This is a genomic window from Leisingera sp. ABM4_103 (genome assembly GCF_056158685.1).
The window spans coordinates 203,626-219,374 of sequence record NZ_JBSWTU010000005.1 but is presented as its reverse complement, the minus strand read 5'-3'; the positions used below and the strand labels follow the sequence as shown (position 1 = coordinate 219,374).

Annotated in this window: 15 protein-coding genes and 2 tRNA genes; 7 read left to right on the top strand and 10 right to left on the bottom strand. The window is 65.4% G+C overall.

Features of this window, described 5'->3' with window-relative positions:
• The first annotated feature begins 19 nt into the window (after positions 1–19).
• The 4 genes from ACXAED_RS02745 to ACXAED_RS02730 all read left to right on the top strand — a co-directional run bounded on the left by ACXAED_RS02745 (position 20) and on the right by ACXAED_RS02730 (position 4,526).
• A complete protein-coding gene (locus ACXAED_RS02745; RefSeq protein WP_475046704.1) occupies positions 20–709 on the top strand; it encodes an HAD family hydrolase in 690 nt (229 codons plus the stop codon).
• A 237-nt stretch (positions 710–946) separates the two neighbouring features.
• Positions 947–2,506: a trimethylamine methyltransferase family protein gene (locus ACXAED_RS02740; protein ID WP_475046702.1), complete on the top strand. Its 1,560-nt coding sequence runs from the start codon at positions 947–949 to the stop codon at positions 2,504–2,506.
• Positions 2,507–2,883: 377 nt separating this feature from the next.
• Positions 2,884–3,471 carry a heme NO-binding domain-containing protein gene (locus ACXAED_RS02735; RefSeq protein WP_475046701.1) on the top strand — a complete coding sequence of 196 codons (588 nt, stop codon included), beginning with the start codon at positions 2,884–2,886 and terminating at the stop codon, positions 3,469–3,471.
• A complete protein-coding gene (locus tag ACXAED_RS02730; RefSeq protein WP_475046699.1) occupies positions 3,468–4,526 on the top strand; it encodes a diguanylate cyclase domain-containing protein in 1,059 nt (352 codons plus the stop codon). Before ACXAED_RS02735 ends, ACXAED_RS02730 begins: the two co-directional genes overlap by 4 nt.
• 167 nt (positions 4,527–4,693) lie before the next feature.
• On the opposite strand, the gene ACXAED_RS02725 is transcribed toward ACXAED_RS02730, so the two are convergent.
• From ACXAED_RS02725 to ACXAED_RS02700, 6 genes are all read right to left on the bottom strand, one after another.
• Positions 4,694–4,768 (bottom strand) — tRNA-Glu (locus ACXAED_RS02725).
• Between the two features lie 169 nt (positions 4,769–4,937).
• Positions 4,938–5,012, bottom strand: a tRNA-Glu gene (locus ACXAED_RS02720).
• A 104-nt stretch (positions 5,013–5,116) separates the two neighbouring features.
• Complete coding sequence (gene recJ / locus ACXAED_RS02715; RefSeq protein WP_475046697.1) at positions 5,117–6,856, bottom strand: single-stranded-DNA-specific exonuclease RecJ; 1,740 nt, start codon at positions 6,854–6,856, stop codon at positions 5,117–5,119.
• A gap of 116 nt (positions 6,857–6,972) precedes the next feature.
• Positions 6,973–7,959 carry a class II fructose-bisphosphatase gene (gene glpX / locus ACXAED_RS02710; RefSeq protein ID WP_475046696.1) on the bottom strand — a complete coding sequence of 329 codons (987 nt, stop codon included), beginning with the start codon at positions 7,957–7,959 and terminating at the stop codon, positions 6,973–6,975.
• A 155-nt stretch (positions 7,960–8,114) separates the two neighbouring features.
• On the bottom strand, positions 8,115–9,401 hold the full coding sequence (locus ACXAED_RS02705; protein ID WP_475046694.1) for a homoserine dehydrogenase: 1,287 nt from the start codon (positions 9,399–9,401) through the stop codon (positions 8,115–8,117).
• A 115-nt stretch (positions 9,402–9,516) separates the two neighbouring features.
• Positions 9,517–9,771 carry a hypothetical protein gene (locus ACXAED_RS02700; protein WP_475046693.1) on the bottom strand — a complete coding sequence of 85 codons (255 nt, stop codon included), beginning with the start codon at positions 9,769–9,771 and terminating at the stop codon, positions 9,517–9,519.
• 166 nt (positions 9,772–9,937) lie between these two features.
• On the opposite strand from ACXAED_RS02700, the gene ACXAED_RS02695 reads away from it, so the two are divergent.
• Together ACXAED_RS02695 and ACXAED_RS02690 are read left to right on the top strand one after the other, a co-directional pair.
• On the top strand, positions 9,938–10,525 hold the full coding sequence (locus ACXAED_RS02695) for a TetR/AcrR family transcriptional regulator (protein WP_475046691.1): 588 nt from the start codon (positions 9,938–9,940) through the stop codon (positions 10,523–10,525).
• A complete protein-coding gene (locus ACXAED_RS02690) occupies positions 10,522–11,001 on the top strand; it encodes a GNAT family N-acetyltransferase (protein WP_475046689.1) in 480 nt (159 codons plus the stop codon). The genes ACXAED_RS02695 and ACXAED_RS02690 overlap by 4 nt, the downstream gene beginning before the upstream one ends.
• A 19-nt stretch (positions 11,002–11,020) precedes the next feature.
• On the opposite strand, the gene ACXAED_RS02685 is transcribed toward ACXAED_RS02690, so the two are convergent.
• From ACXAED_RS02685 to ACXAED_RS02670, 4 genes are all read right to left on the bottom strand, one after another.
• Positions 11,021–11,323 carry an antibiotic biosynthesis monooxygenase family protein gene (locus ACXAED_RS02685; protein ID WP_475046687.1) on the bottom strand — a complete coding sequence of 101 codons (303 nt, stop codon included), beginning with the start codon at positions 11,321–11,323 and terminating at the stop codon, positions 11,021–11,023.
• Positions 11,324–11,395: 72 nt separating this feature from the next.
• Positions 11,396–12,307: a pirin family protein gene (locus tag ACXAED_RS02680; protein ID WP_475046685.1), complete on the bottom strand. Its 912-nt coding sequence runs from the start codon at positions 12,305–12,307 to the stop codon at positions 11,396–11,398.
• 186 nt (positions 12,308–12,493) lie between these two features.
• Positions 12,494–13,681: a 4Fe-4S double cluster binding domain-containing protein gene (locus ACXAED_RS02675; protein WP_475046684.1), complete on the bottom strand. Its 1,188-nt coding sequence runs from the start codon at positions 13,679–13,681 to the stop codon at positions 12,494–12,496.
• A gap of 50 nt (positions 13,682–13,731) precedes the next feature.
• Positions 13,732–14,607: a LysR substrate-binding domain-containing protein gene (locus ACXAED_RS02670; protein ID WP_475046682.1), complete on the bottom strand. Its 876-nt coding sequence runs from the start codon at positions 14,605–14,607 to the stop codon at positions 13,732–13,734.
• Between the two features lie 121 nt (positions 14,608–14,728).
• Here ACXAED_RS02670 and ACXAED_RS02665 point away from each other — a divergent pair, with 121 nt between their 5' ends.
• Complete coding sequence (locus ACXAED_RS02665; RefSeq protein ID WP_475052988.1) at positions 14,729–15,685, top strand: NAD(P)-dependent oxidoreductase; 957 nt, start codon at positions 14,729–14,731, stop codon at positions 15,683–15,685.
• Positions 15,686–15,749 lie beyond the last annotated feature (64 nt).

The following is a 15,749-nucleotide window of genomic DNA, read 5'->3' as shown; positions in this document are numbered from 1 at the left end:
CGCGGAGAGAGGACCCGCCATGCCCGTTGATGCCTTCCTGTTCGACAAGGACGGAACCCTGTTCGACTTTGCCGCCACCTGGAACGGCTGGGCGGCTCAGGTGCTTGAGACGCTGGCCAAAGGCGACCGGGCGGTGCTGGAGGCGATGGCTGAGGTGATCAGCTATGATCTGGAGCGGCAGGCGTTCAACCCCGACAGCCTGGTGATCGCCGGCTCCAACGATGAAGTGGCGGAGGTGCTGGCGCCGTTTGTGGCGGAGATGGAGGTTGAGCAGCTGGCGGTGTTCCTGGCCCGCAGCGCTGCGGAGGCGGAGCTGGCGCCGGCGGTGCCGCTGGCGGAGTTCCTCGACGGGCTGCTGGCGCGCGGCAAGGTGCTGGGGGTGATGACCAACGACGCCGAGATTTCTGCCAGGAGCCAGCTGCAGCGGGCGGGCGTGCTGGACCGCTTCGCCTTTGTCGCGGGCTGCGACAGCGGCCATGGCGCCAAGCCGGACCCGGATCCGCTGCTGGCGTTTTGCAGGGCGGCGGGGGTGCCGCCGGAGCGCACCGCCATGGTCGGCGACAGCTTGCACGACCTGGAGGCGGGCGCCGCTGCGGGAATGCGGCGGATCGGCGTGCTGACCGGCATGGCGCTGCGCGAGGACTTGGCGCCGCATGCCGATATCGTGCTGCCCGACATCGGCCATATCCCGGCCTGGATCGACCGCTGAACCCGCACTGACTCCGGTGCCCTGAGACGGGCAGCGGCGGTCTCGCCGGCGCTTTAGTGTAGAGCGCCGGTTTTTTACCGCGCATTACTGGGCACAAGTGTACATAAATATCCCATACCGCCGGTTTCCGAAACAAAAACGACAGCCATGGTCGGGAATGGACAGTCTATGGCAGCCGGGATTGGCACAGTGGATGGCTATCAGCATTTGCGAAAATCGGATCTAGGGGAGACCGGCATGGCAGACACAGGCGCACGCAAGAGGCGGGGCGGGGGCAGGGCAGGCGCAGCCGCCCGGCGCGGCAGCGCGGCATTGGAGCAGATGCCCTGGCAGGTCCCAGTCAACATCGACCGGCCGACCGAACCTTTGACGGAGGAAGGCGTTCAGGCAATCCACGAGGGCGCGATGCGCATTCTGGAAGAAATCGGCGTGGTGTTCCTGAACCCGGAAGCGCTGGAGATCTTCAAACAGGCCGGCGTCAAGGTCGAGGGCGAGCTGGTCAAAATGGACCGGGATTTCGTGATGGAGATGGTGGGCAAGGCACCCCGCGAATTCTCGATCACTCCGCGCAACCCGGACCGGACGATCCCGCTGGGCGGTAACCACATCCTGTTCGGCAACGTGTCCTCGCCGCCGAACTACTGGGATATGGAGCTGAACAGGAAGGTGGCGGGCAACCGCGAGCAGTGCCGCAACCTGCTGAAGCTGACCCAGTATTTCAACTGTATCCACTTTGCCGGCGGCTACCCGGTGGAGCCGGTGGACATCCATGCCTCGGTCCGCCACCTGGATGTGCTTTATGACAAGCTGACCCTGACCGACAAGGCGATGCATGCCTACAGCTTGGGCAAGGAGCGGGTCGAGGATGTGATGGAAATGGTGAGGATTGCGGGCGGGCTCAGCCATGAGGAGTTCGACGCCAAGCCGCATATGTACACCAACATCAACTCCACCTCGCCGCTGAAACACGATTTTCCGATGATCGACGGCTGCCTGCGGCTGGCGCGGCGCGGGCAGGCCATTGTGGTCTCGCCCTTTACCCTGGCGGGCGCGATGGCGCCGGTGACGATGGCGGGCGCGGTGGCGCAGTCGATTGCCGAAAGCCTGTGTGCGATTGCCCTGTTCCAGTATGTGCGCCCCGGCACGCCCTGCGTGATCGGCACGTTTACGTCGAACGTCGATATGAAATCGGGCGCGCCTGCGTTCGGTACGCCGGAGTACATGCGCTCGACCCAGATGACCGGGCAGATGGCCCGGTTCTACGGCCTGCCGATGCGCTCCTCGGGTGTCTGCGCGGCGAACGTGCCGGACGGGCAGGCGGTCTGGGAGACGTCCAATTCGCTGTGGGCAGCGGTGCAGTCGGGCACCAACATGGTTTACCACGCGGCCGGCTGGCTGGAGGGCGGGCTGATTGCCAGCCCGGAGAAGTTCATCATGGATTGCGAAATCCTGCAGCAGATCGAACGCTACATGCAGCCGCAGATCTCGGCCACCGGCCCGGAGGAGATCGCGCTGGATGCAATCAAGGAGGTTGGCAACGACGGCCACTTCTTTGGCATCCAGCACACCCAGGACCGTTATGCCAACGCCTTTTACCAGCCGTTCCTGAGCGATTGGCGCAACTATGAGGCCTGGGAGGCGGCGGGTGCCACCTGGACCGCGCAGCGCGCCCATAAGCTGTTCAAGGAAATCATTGCCGATTTCGAGGAGCCGCCGATGGATCCCGCGATCCGTGACGAGCTGGCGGACTTCGTCGCCCGCCGCAAGTCCGAGGGCGGGGCGCCCACCGACTTCTGAAACCGGTGTGCGGCTGGCAAGAAGCGGAGGGGTGACCCTCCGCTTTTTTGTTTGGAGAACTGTCGGCAGGTCAGATCCCGCCGGTCCGGCGTGCCCGGCGCGCCGCGGTCTTGCCTCGGTGCGTCAGCCGGTCCAGTAGTGACGCGCGGGGGCCGATGCGGCAAGCAGGGTCCATTGCCGGATTCGAATGGCCAGGGTCCGGCAGCCGGATTATGATCGCATTACGCGCTGGTCAGGGTTCTTTGCGGGACGGGCAGGGCTGGTGCAGAACAAAAAAACGTGGAAATGAGCGCGATCCATCACCCAAATTTGCTTTGTTGGGCCTTTCTTAACCCGCAGGCGTCAAGACTATGGCATGGGAAAAGAGGGGCCATTGCATGCACGGTCTGATCAACAGGGCGATTCAGGCTTTTGTGACCAGTACCTACGGGGCGGACCGCTGGGAAGAGGTTATGGAGGAGGCCGGACTCGGGTTTACCGAGTTCGAGGCGATGCTGTTTTACACCGATGAGCAATCGGGCCGGATGCTGGCGGCGATGGAAAAGGTTCTGGCGCGCCCCCTGCCCGAAATGCTGGAGGACATGGGCACATTTCTGGTGTCCAACCCGCAGGTGGAAGCGCTGCGGCGGCTCTTGCGTTTTGGCGGCGTGAATTACGTGGAATTCCTGCATTCGCTGGACGACTTGCCCGACCGGGCACGGCTGGCCGTGTCGGACCTGCATCTTCCCGGTCTGGAACTGGTGGAGCAGGCGCCGCAGCAGTTCGAGCTGGTCTGCCAGCCGGGGCTGCCGGGCTATGCCTATGTTCTGATGGGCGTTTTGCGGGCAATGGCCGACGACTATGGCGATCTGGTGTTCCTTGATCACAGCGGTACCCAGGGCGGTGCCGAAGTGATTTCCATCACCCTGGTGGAAACAAAGTTCGCCGCCGGGCGCGAATTCGATTTGGGGGCGCATTCGCTATGATGACACTGCAGCAGCTGACGCAGATGGCGGGCGTTGTCTGTCCGATGTACGCGATTGTCGATGCCAAGGGGCGGATTGTCTCTGCCGGTCCGACCTTGAGAAAGCTGCGTCCGCAGCTGAGCTGGGAAGGGCGGCGGTTTTTTCGCGTCTTCGATCTGTCCCGGCCGAGGTCGGTGCGATCGGTGGAGGACCTGCTGCGCACCTCCGGCAGCAAATTGCACCTGCAGTTCCGCGACGCGCCGCAGACCGGGCTCAAGGGGGTTTGCACACCGCTGCCGGACGGGCAGGGCGCGTTCATCAACCTGTCCTTCGGGATTTCCGTTCTGGAAGCGGTGCGCGACTACGACCTGACAAGCGCCGATTTCTCGCCCACTGATCTGACGATCGAGATGCTCTATCTGGTGGAGGCGAAATCCGCCGCGATGGAGGCGTCGCGCCAGCTCAACCTGCGTCTGCAGGGGGCCAAGATCGCTGCCGAGGAGCAGGCCTTTACCGATACGCTGACCGGGCTCAAGAACCGCCGCGCGATGGATCACGTGCTTGCACGGCTGATTTCCAGCGGCCGCGAGTTTGCGCTGATGCACCTCGACCTGGACTTCTTTAAGCAGGTGAATGACACGCTGGGCCATGCAGCCGGCGATGCGGTGCTGCAGCAGGCGGCGCGGATTATGGTGGAATGCACCCGTCAGTCGGACACGGTGGTCCGGGTCGGCGGGGATGAGTTCGTGATGATCCTCGAGGGCGTGCTGGACACGGCGCGGCTGGCGGCGATTGCCAAGCGGCTGATCCAGCAGCTGGAGGAGCCGATTCCCTTTGGCGCCCAGACCTGCCGGATCTCCGCCAGCGCCGGCACCACCTTGTCGACCTGGCAGAAAGTCCCGGATGCGCAGCAGCTGTTGAACCAGGCGGACCTGGCGCTCTATGCGGCCAAGCGGGCGGGGCGGGCGCAGCACTGCTTCTACCGTGAAGGCATGGAGAAGGACGACACGGTCGCAGGCGCGTGTGACAGCGGCGCGGCTGACCCGCAGCAAGCGGCGGGCGGTCCTGCTTCCTGACCGGCATATCTTCAGCACTCTGAACTGAACCGTGGGCGGAATTCCGGCCGCGGTTCAGGGTGATACCGGAAAGCGGCTTGGGCGGCGGATTCCGCTCACAGCGGAAAGCCAAGTGATAGACACCGCTTTTGCTCAAGCGAACCGTTGTATCTGTTTTCCGGATAAAGTGGCAGCCCGTAGGGGAATCGAACCCCTCTTTCCAGGTTGAAAACCTGGCGTCCTAACCGATAGACGAACGGGCCACTCTGTCTGTGAGGCGGTGTTTACTGATTGCGTCTGCCGGGCGCAAGAGGATTTTTGCAGAAATGCGAAGATTTTTTGCGCGCCGCTCTGTTGGCTTAATTCGCTGAAAATACACGCAAAAAACCGCACCATAGGCGCGTTTGAATGATCTGTGCGGGGTGGGAAAAGTGGCAGCCCGTAGGGGAATCGAACCCCTCTTTCCAGGTTGAAAACCTGGCGTCCTAACCGATAGACGAACGGGCCACTCAGTGCGTGAGCGGGTATTTAGTTATTAGCGCCGGAACCCGCAAGAGAAAAAATACGCATTCGCGCATTTTCTTATCCACAGGCTGCAAGCCCTTGAAATCTCACGCTTCGGCAGCGTCTTCCAGGCGCAATTGCGGGCTTTGGCGGCCACCCCAGGTGTTGATCTCCAGCCGTCCGGCGAAATGGAAGCGGGCGCCGCCGTGCTCCAGCAGCCGAGGACCCAGGGCCGTGTCAAAAGCGCCAAAGCAGATCGCATCCACGCCGCCGCCCATCCCGTCGCTGAGCGACAGTTTCAGGTGGCTTTCGCCGATCTTCTTGGCAAAGCGCACCTGCAGGTCCGGCAGGGCGTAGCGCGGGGCAGGGGCGCCGGCACCAAAGGGGCCGGCCTGTTCGATCTGCCCGATCAGGTCCACCGTGGCGGCGCCGGGCATCAGCGCGCCGTCCAGCTTCAGGTCGGCAGGGCCGCCCTGGCCTGCGCCCTGTTTGGCCAGCAGTTCAGTGAGGCGCTCCATCGCCGATTCCAGCTTGTCCCGCATCACCGTGAGGCCCGCGGCCATCTTGTGGCCGCCGCCCTTGACCAGCAGCCCTTCGGCGGCCAGCCGCTGGATCGAGGCGCCAAGATCGACACCGGACACCGAACGCCCTGAGCCTTTCCCTTCTTCCCCGTCGAAACCGATGACGATGGCGGGCCGGTTGGCGGCCTCCTTGAGGCGCGAGGCGACGATGCCCACCACGCCCGGATGCCAGCCTTCGCCAGCGGCCCAGACCAGCGGCGCCTCCAGCCCGCGTGCTTCGGCCTGATCAAGCGCGGCAGCACGCACCGCGTTTTCAATATCGCGGCGTTCGGTGTTCAGCTGGTCCAGCCGTTCGGCCAGGGCGGCGGCCTCATGCGGGTTGTCGGTGGACAGCAGCCGCGCGCCCAGATCGGCCTTGCCGATCCGGCCGCCGGCATTGACCCGCGGCCCCAGCAGGAAGCCGAGGTGATAGGTGGAGGGCGCCGAATCCATGCGGCTGACATCGGACAGCGCCACCAGCCCGGGGCGCTTGCGCGCCGCCATAACTTTCAATCCCTGGCGCACCAGCGCCCGGTTGGCGCCGATCAGCGGCGCCACGTCGGCGACGGTCGCCAGCGCCACAAGATCCAGCAGCGCCATCAGATCCGGTCCCTTGGCACCCGCCTCGCGCATCTGCCGCCCGGCCTCCACCAGCATCAGGAACACCACACCAGCGGCACAGAAATAGCCCAGGTCGCCGCTTTCGTCCTGCCGGTTAGGGTTCACCACCGCCACGCACTCCGGCAGTGTCTCGCCGCCCAGGTGGTGGTCCAGGACGATCACATCGGCGCCCTTGGCAGCCGCGATCGGCTCATGGCTGAGGGTGCCGCAGTCGACGCAGATGATCAGGTCATGGGCGGCGGCCAGTTCCTGCATGGCGGGCACATTGGGGCCATAGCCCTCGTCGATGCGGTCGGGGATGTAGAGGGTCGCCTGCAGCCCCATCTGGCGCAGCCAGACCAGCAGCAGCGCGGCGGAGCTGCCGCCGTCGACGTCATAGTCGGCAAAGACCGCAATCCGCTGCTTGCGCCGCACTGCCTCCAGGAACCGGGCGGCGGCGGCCTCCATGTCCTTCATCTCGCGCGGGTCGGGCAGCAGTTCCTTCAGCCGAGGCTCCAGGAAACCCTTGGCTTCCATCGCCGGAACGCCGCGGCGGGCCAGCACCTGGCACACCGAACGGGGCAGGCCGGTCTGCTGCGCCATCATTTCCGACGCCCGGTCCACCTCCACGCCGGGTCCGACCCAGCGGCGCCCGCTCAAGGACTGCTCAACACCCAAAAAGCTCATGCGTCTCCCCCATGCGCAAAGGCCGGACCCAATGCGGATCCGGCCCTTTCATCTTTCTTCAAATACTCCCGCCGGAGGCAGCGGCGCAAGCCGCTTCCTGCCCGCGCAGGACCGGCTTACATCTGATGCGGTGCCAGCGGTGTGCGGTAGGACATGCGGCGCACCGAGCCGGTCTTGGAGCGCATCAGCAGGGTGGTGGTTTCGACCCAGCCCGGCTGGCGCTTGATGCGCGGCAGCAGCGAGCCGCCGGTCACGCCGGTGGCGGCAAAGATCACGTCCTGGGTAACCATTTCGTCGCGGGTATAGATGCGGTCCAGATCGGTGATGCCCGCCTTGGCAGCGCGGCCCTTTTCATCGTCGTTGCGGAACAGCAGACGGCCGAAGATCTGGCCGCCCATGCATTTCAGCGCTGCGGCTGCCAGCACGCCTTCCGGGGCGCCGCCCTGGCCCATGTACATGTCGATGCCAGTGGTGCCGCTTTCGGCGCAGTGCATCACGCCGGCCACGTCGCCGTCGGTGATCAGCCGGATCGAGGCGCCGGTCTCGCGCACTTCGGCGATCATCGTCTCGTGACGGGGGCGCTCCAGGATGCAGACGGTGATGTCGGACGGCGCGCAGCCCTTGGCCTTGGCCAGCGCCTCGACACGCTCGCGCGGGGACATTTCCAGCGACACCACGCCTTCGGCAAAGCCCGGGCCGATGGCCAGCTTGTCCATGTAGGTGTCCGGCGCGTGCAGCATCGAGCCGCGCGGGCCCATGGCGATCACGGTCAGTGCGTTGGGCATGTCCTTGGCGGTCAGGGTGGTGCCTTCCAGCGGGTCCAGCGCGATGTCGACGCCGGGGCCGTTGCCGGTGCCGACTTCCTCGCCGATGTACAGCATCGGCGCCTCGTCGCGCTCGCCTTCGCCGATCACCACCACGCCGGCGATGTCCAGCAGGTTCAGCTGCTCGCGCATGGCGTTGACGGCGGCCTGGTCGGCAGCCTTTTCGTCGCCGCGGCCGATCAGCGAGGCAGAGGCGAGGGCCGCCTGCTCAGCAACGCGGGCGAGGCCCAGCGACAGCATGCGGTCATAAAAGGGCGCGTCAGAGGTGTTCGAAGTCATACCGGAAATCCTGTCTCAACGGGTCAGATGTAAATGGGCGTTTCAAGCCGAATAGCGCGGGGCGGGGCCGGGTCGCAAGGGCCGATAGCGTTCGCCCCGGCAGGAATACCCCGCCGAGACGTGCAAACCGGCCGTTTTTTGCGGGGCTTCGCGGTTCAGACCTCTTCGATGCGCAGGGCGACGGGGGTGCCGTCAACCACATCGGTGGCGGTGAGGCCGTCCAGCGCCGCGTCCAGGGTAGCGCGGGTGCATTTGTGGGTGACGATCAGCACGGGAGCAACCGGCGCAGAGTGGCCGTACTGGCGCATCCGGTCGATGGAGACGCCGGCCTCTCCCAGGATTGCCGCCACCTTGGCCAGCGCGCCGGGTTTATCCAGAAGCCCCATGCGCAGATAGAAGGGCGCGGGCAGGCCGGTCTGGGCGGCAGGCGCCTCCTGCAGGGTTTCTGCCGGCTGGCCGAAGGTGGCAATCCGCAGGCCGCGGGCCAGGTCCAGCACATCGCCCATCACCGCGCTGGCGGTCGGGCCTTCGCCGGCGCCAGGGCCGCGCAGCACCACCTGCTCGATCGAGTCGCCTTCGATCACCACCATGTTGGTGCCGCCTTCCAGCTGGCCCAGCGGCGAGTCGGCAGGCACCAGGCAGGGCGACATGCGCTGTTCCAGCCCGCGGGCGGAGCGCTGCGCAACGCCCAGCAGCTTGATGCGGTAGCCCATGTCGGCGGCGGCGTGGATGTCTTCCAGCTGGATGCGCTGAATGCCTTCCAGCTGCACGCTGTCAAAGTCGGGTTTGGTGCCAAAGGCGATGGAGGCCAGCAGCGCCAGCTTGTGGCCTGCGTCGATGCCGCCCACGTCAAGGTTCGGGTCGGCTTCCAGGTATCCCAGGCGGCCGCATTCCTCGAACAGCGCGTTATAGCCCTGTTCGGTGGCCTGCATCTGGGTCAGGATGTAGTTGCAGGTGCCGTTCATCACACCCATGATGCGGGTGATCTCATTGCCGGCCAGGCCTTCGGTCAGCGATTTGATCACCGGGATGCCGCCGGCAACGGCGGCCTCGAAACGGATCACCCGGCCTGCGGCTTCGGCCTGCTCGGCCAGCGCCTGTCCGTGAATCGCCAGCAGCGCTTTGTTGGCGGTGACCACATCCTTGCCCGCGGCCAGTGCAGCCTCGGTCGCAGCCTTGGCGGCGCCTTCGTGGCCGCCCATCAGCTCGACAAACACATCCACGTCGTCGCGCACCGCCAGCGCCACCGGGTCGGTTTCCCAGGCGTAGTCGCTCAGCGACACACCGCGGTCTTTGCTGGCGTCGCGGGCCGATACCGCGGAAATCACCACCGGGCGCCCGGTCCGTGCCTCCAGCAGCGCAGCATGGCGGCGGATGATCTTCACCACGCCGATGCCAACCGTGCCCAAACCTGCAATCCCAAGACGAAGCGGTTCTGTCATAGCTGGAGGTCCTTTATTCCGAAATGCTCAGCCCCGCCTTATCGGGTTCGGCGCGAGCGTGCAACGCCGCTGCCGCTTGGGGCGGGCAGAAGCAGCGGGGAATGCCGGGAAGCGGTCAGAATTCGGCGTTTTTTACGGCCTCAGCCCGGCGCTGCAGCCGGGCGCTGCGGGCGTCGAGCTCCTGCTGCAGTTCTTCGCCGGCCTGCTGCGGCGGGTCCAGCGGCTCCAGCGCGTTATCCAGCGGCAGAAGCTTGGGGTAGCCGGCGCCGCGCAGGTCCGGGGTCAGCCGGTCTTCCAGCTCGGGCACCCGGGTGCAGGCGGCAGCGCCCGTCAAAGCCAGGAGGAAAGTGATCCGCGCCCAAGTCTGCATTGCCTAAACCCCTTGTTCCGCTCTGCCGGTTCTAGGGGCTCCTGCGCGCCGGCACAATTGAATTCCCGCCGCTGGGGGCGTTGGCTTTGCCGGAGGGTGAGGCTACAGAGGGCGGCGTCTGCATTCTCTCTTTTATATGAACACTTGTTCAGTTACAGTTTCCGGCATGGCACGCACCCAAGGTTCCCATTCCGATATCACCGGCCCCCGCATCCGCGAGGCGGCTTTGCGGCTGTTTGCCCAGCACGGCTATGCCGCCGTGTCGATGCGCCAGATCGCCAAGGAGGTCGGGGTACAGGCCGGGGCGCTGTACAATTACACGCCGGACAAGCAGAGCTTGCTGTTCAGCCTGATGTCCCGCCACATGGAAGAGCTGCAGGCCGCCTGGGACGCGGTGCCGCGGGCGGCGGGGGCGATGGACCGGCTCCGGGCTTTCACCGGGTTCCACATCCGCTTTCACCTGGAGCGCCCGGATGCGGTGTTCATCGCCTACATGGAGCTGCGCAACCTGACAGAGGAAAACTTCACCGTCATCGAATCGCTGCGCCGCGACTATGAGAACGGGGTGGAGGGGATCCTGAAGGAAGGTGTGGAGCAGAGGGTGTTCTCCATCGCCGACACCAAGATCGCAACGCTGGCGGTGATTGCGATGCTGAACGGCGTCAACACCTGGTACCGGTCCGAAGGGCGGCTCTCGCTGGATGAGGTGGAGCGGGTCTATTGGGACATGGTGCAAAAGGCGGTCAGCGCATGAGCCTGCTGGAGCTGCAAACCAGCCGCCTGCGTGCGGTGCGCTGGCAGGATCTGACAGCGGCGGAACTGGCTGAACTGTTTGCGCCGAAGGTAGTGCAATGGCTGCCGGAGGGCTTCCAGGCGCAGAACAGCGATCAGGCCCGGCGGGAATTCCTGGCGGCGGTCGCACAGCAGGCTGAAGTTGCTGGCTTGCGCAAGGCGGAGGGTCAGGGCATCGGGCTGCTGATCCTGTCTTATCCGGAGGACGGCAGCAAAACCCGCAACCTTGGCTATCTGTTGGCCGAAGCCGCCTGGGGCCAGGGGCTGGCGAGCGAGCTGATCAGCGGCTTGCAGGCGCATTTCAGCGGCAGCGGCATTTGCCTGAGCGGCGGTGTCATGCAGGAGAACGCGGCCTCGGCCCGGGTGCTGGAGAAGGCGGGTTTCACGCCCCAGCCTGCGGGCGGGGAGACCGTCTTCAGCTGGTGCGCGGACGGCTGAGGCCCGCGGGGGCAGCCTGTCAGCTCAGCAGGCCGATCATGTCGTAATGATCGATCTGGCGGCTCAGCACCATCGGGTCCTCCTCCGGCAGCACATGCGGCTGCTCCCAGTCCTCGCCGGCAAAGGCCTGCAGCGCGTCGATGCTCTCCCACACCATCACCACGCAGAATGTGGATGGCGAATCCGGACGCGGCAGGCCGGCCGTGACCGAAACCAGCCCCGGCTGGCGGCGCACGTGCGGCACGGCGGTGTTGGTAAGGAAATCCTTGAAGTCGAGGATCTTGTCGTCGCGGACGGTGGCACGGAACACCCGGATAATCATCTCTCCCCCCATCTGGTCGTTGGACGGGGGGAGTATATCACATCAGGGGTCCCATTGGCGGGCCGCAGCCGGTCAGTGCGCGGGCTTTATGAAAGTCCCGTTGCGCAGGTCGCGGAAGGCCTGGTGCAGTTCGGCCTGGGTGTTCATCACGATCGGCCCGTGCCAGGCGACCGGCTCATTGATCGGCGCGCCGGAGATCAGCAGGAAGCGCACGCCTTCGGGGCCTGCCTGCACGGTGATTTCGTCGCCGGTGCCAAAGCGGATCAGGGTGCGGTCGCCGGACAGGTCGCGGATGTTGACCTCCTGGCCTGCGACCTCCTTCTCCAGCAGCACCCCTTGCGGGGCTGAGGCATCGGCAAAGGCGGCCTCGCCTTCGAACACATAGGCAAAGGCCCGGCGGTAGGTGTCGATTGGCAGGGTCTTTTTGACGCCCGCCGGGACGTAAACATCCAGGTACTGCGGGTCGGCGGCAATGCCGTCCACCAGGCCGCGCTTGCCCCAGAAATCGCCGGCGATCACCTTCACGCGGGTGCCGTCATCGTCGATGATCTCGGGAATGTCGGCCCCCTTCACGTCCTGATAGCGCGGCGCGGTCATCTTCTGGCTGGCGGGCAGGTTGCCCCACAGCTGGAACCCGTGCATCTGGCCCCTGGCGTTGCCCGAAGGCATCTCCTGGTGCAGGATGCCCGAGCCTGCGGTCATCCATTGCACGTCGCCCGCGCCAAGGGTGCCCTCGTTGCCCAGCGAGTCGCCGTGCTCGACCGTGCCTGCCAGCACGTAGGTGATGGTCTCGATGCCGCGGTGCGGGTGCCAGGGGAAGCCGCGCAGGTAGTCCTCCGGGTTTTCGTTGCGGAAGTCGTCGAACAGCAGGAACGGGTCCAGCTCCGACGGGTCCTGAAAGCCGAAGGCGCGGTGCAGCTTGACGCCGGCGCCCTCGGTGTGGGGCTGGGCGGCGCGGGTTTCGAGAATGGGTCTGAGGGACATCTCAATGCCTCCTGTAAACGTTGACTGAGGCTAAGATAGGCTGTGCGCTGCCGTCCTGAAACCTGTTGCCGGACACGGAGGTTGTGCGCAGGTGAACAATCGCCTTCCCCGCAGCCCGCAGGGCTGCCCGGCCCAACGGGATGCGGTGCCGCAGGCAGCAAGGACGGGCGGGAGCCCTCGCGCTTGTCAGTGCTGACCGGGAGAAGACGCGGCCCACCAATCAGCGGGTTTGCGCCGCGCGCCATGTTTGGCGGACAGCCGCAGCGCCAGTTTGCGCAGCGGGCCAAGTGCCAGCTTCAGCCACAGCCGGTTGCGCCGTTTGGAATAGTCGCGGTTGAACGGGCAGACCCGCATGCAAATGGCGCAGTCAGAGGCCATCTTGGCCCAGAAGGAGAAGCATTTCTCGGCATCCGAGGTCCATTTTCGGACCCCCTTGATTGCCGAGACATTGGCGGTTTCGGTTGAGGGCGGCCCGTAGGGCAGCGCCTTCACCGGGCAGGCATCGGCGCATTTGGTGCAGATATCGCAAAAAGCCTTCACCCCCAGCGGCTGCGGCACGTCATGGGCCAGCGGCAGATTGGTGAAGATCTTGGAGAACCTCAGGCGCGGCCCGAATTCCGGGGTGATGACCATCTGGTTGCGGGCGTATTCGCCCAAGCCCGCCTTGACCGCATAGGGGATCACCAGGCCGGTGTCGTTCATCGACGGCACCGCCTCATAGCCCAGGTTGCGGATATAGGCGGCCAGCTGCATCACGATGGAGGCCTCGTGGCTGTATTCCCGCCCCGTCGCGGCGCCTGCCAGCGCGGAGGGGTAGGTGGCCACCAGGTCCTTGTCCATCTCGTGGCCCAGCACGATCACGCTGGTCAGCCCCTCGGGCAGATCGTGCGGCGCCTCGGACATGTCGCGGGCATCGACGCGCGCGGTATAGAGCCAGCGTTCGTCCAGATCGGTGATGCCGCAGAGATTGGCGCCAAAGAACCTGGCGATGCGTTTCACCTCGGCGGACATCTTGGCCGGGTCGCTTATCTCCAGCGCCTCCTTGGCGACTGGCGTGTCGGGGCGGATGGCGGCCTGGAACCCCTCGCGGATGCCTTCATCTGCCCGGCGGCCGGAGACCACGTCGGATATCAGCCAGGCTGCATTTCGCAGGGCAAAGTCGCGCTGGGTGAAGCCGTCGCCGCGGCGCGGGGCAGCCTCCATCCGGTAGGAGGCGAAGAAATTGGCGGTGTGTTTGGATTTCACCCGCTCATCCCAAAAGGCGCGCGTGAAGATGTCATTGCGCTGCGAGAACCGCTCGAATTCATCGGTGACGTCGATGCCTGCGGCGGCATCGCCGTCGCGCTGGGGCGGGGTGTTCTGGGGCCAGGGCATGGACGGACGCTAGCCGCCAATCCCGGACCCGGCAAGGGCCGCCTGGTGCGTCAGGCGAACAGGGACACGATCCAGTCGCGCACCAAGGCGGTCTCGGCGCTGTTCGGGGCCTCCCCGGCGGCGGGCATCAGATAGTGGCCCTGGCCCATTGGAATCTCGGCGTCCAGTACCTGCGCCAGCCGGCCTTGCGACAGCGGCAGCTCCGCGTAGCGGCGCATCAGCATGGCGACGCCGGCGCCGGATGCCGCCAGTTCGATCGCCGCCAGCGAAGTGTCGACATAGAGCGGCGCGCTGCGGTCCTTGAGCGGCACGCCGTCCTGCTCCGACAGCCGCAGCCAGTGGTCCTGGTAGCCATGGATGTGGATCAAGGTCTGGTCAAAAAGCTGATCCACCGACTGCAGCTGCTCTGCCAGCTGCGGCTGCGCGACCGGAATCACGCTTTCGGTGGAGAGCAGATGCGCGCGCCGGTCGAACCAGCCGGAAGGGCCGAGCCGCAGGTCAATATCCACATCCTCGTCCTGGGTGCTGTCAGCCCAGACCGCGGAAATCAGCCGGATGCGGATATGCGGGTGGGCGCTGTGAAACGCACCCAGCCGCGGCGCCACCCACAGCACCGCGGTTGAAACCGGCGCCCGCAGGGTCACGGTCCGGGTCTGGGCATGGCCCAGCAGACCACGGGTGGAATAGGCGATATCGGTCAGCGCCTGCGCGACGGAGGGGTAGTAGGCGTGGCCCAACTGTGTCAGCTCCAGATGCCGCGACCGGCGCAGGAACAGGGTGATGCCAAAGCTCTTCTCAAGGCTGCGCACCTGGTGGCTGACCGCGGCCTGGGTCAGGCCCAGCTCCTCGGCGGCGGCGGTGAAGCTTTGCAGGCGGGCGGCGGCCTCAAAGGCGCGCAGCCAGACGAGATTGGGCAGATCGGACATTTGCGTTGCAAAAATTCCTGGGGTCAGGCCGCGTTATTATTCGTTTTTGTTTTGGTCGGGGTCAAGCTAGCCATATCGCATGTGATACCCCGGGGAGGAGAAGCAGGACATGAAAACGGAAATGAAGATCGGCTTTATCGGCCTCGGCAACGTCGGCGGCAAGCTGGCCGGCAGCCTGGTGCGCAACGGACTGGACGTGGCCGTGCATGATCTGGATGCGGCGCTGGTTGAGACGTTCGTGGCGCGGGGCGCCAAGGCGGGCGGGAGCCCGGCGCAGATGATGCAGGACTGCGATGCGGTGATCACCTGCCTTCCAAGCCCGGCGGCCTCGGATGCGGTTGTCACCGAAATGCTGCCGCATGTGCAGCCCGGCAAGATCTGGATGGAGATGTCCACCACCGACGTGGAGGAGGTGAAACGCTTGGGCGCCCTGATCGTTGAGCGCGGCGGTGAGCCGGTCGACTGCCCGGTCTCCGGCGGCTGCCACCGTGCCGACACCGGCAACATCTCGATCTATGCGGGCTGCGAGCGTGAGACCTTCGACCGGATCCTGCCGATCCTGACCACCATGGGCCGCCGCATCCTGCATGTGGGTGAGATCGGGAATTCCTCGACCCTGAAGGTGATGACCAACTACCTGGCCAACTTGAACCTGCTCGCGGTCATGGAAGCGCTGACGGTGATGAAGGCCTGCGGCATGGACCTGGGCATGACGTTCGAGGCAATCTCGATGTCCTCGGGCACGTCCTTTGCGCATGAGACCGAAAGCCAGCTGATCCTGTCCGGCTCTCGCGATGTGAACTTCACCATGGATCTGGTGATGAAGGACATCGGGTTGTTCCAGACCCTGGCCGACCGCCACAATGTGCCGTTGGAGCTGTCGCCGCTGATGATCGAGATGATGAAGGACGGCCAGCGCCGCTATGGCGAGCGGGCGCAGTCCGACCGGATGATCGAGCGGCTGGAAGAGGCCACCGGCCTGTCGGTCACTGCGCCGGGCTTTCCGCAGGAGCTGATCGACGACGAGCCGGAAGAGCCCGGCTATGAGGTGTCCGTGCGCCGCGCCGCGGCGGAATAGGGCAAACAGCCGCGACGCATTCAGCCCCTGTTTTGGCGGGGGCTGTTTTCTTTTGCGAATCCGG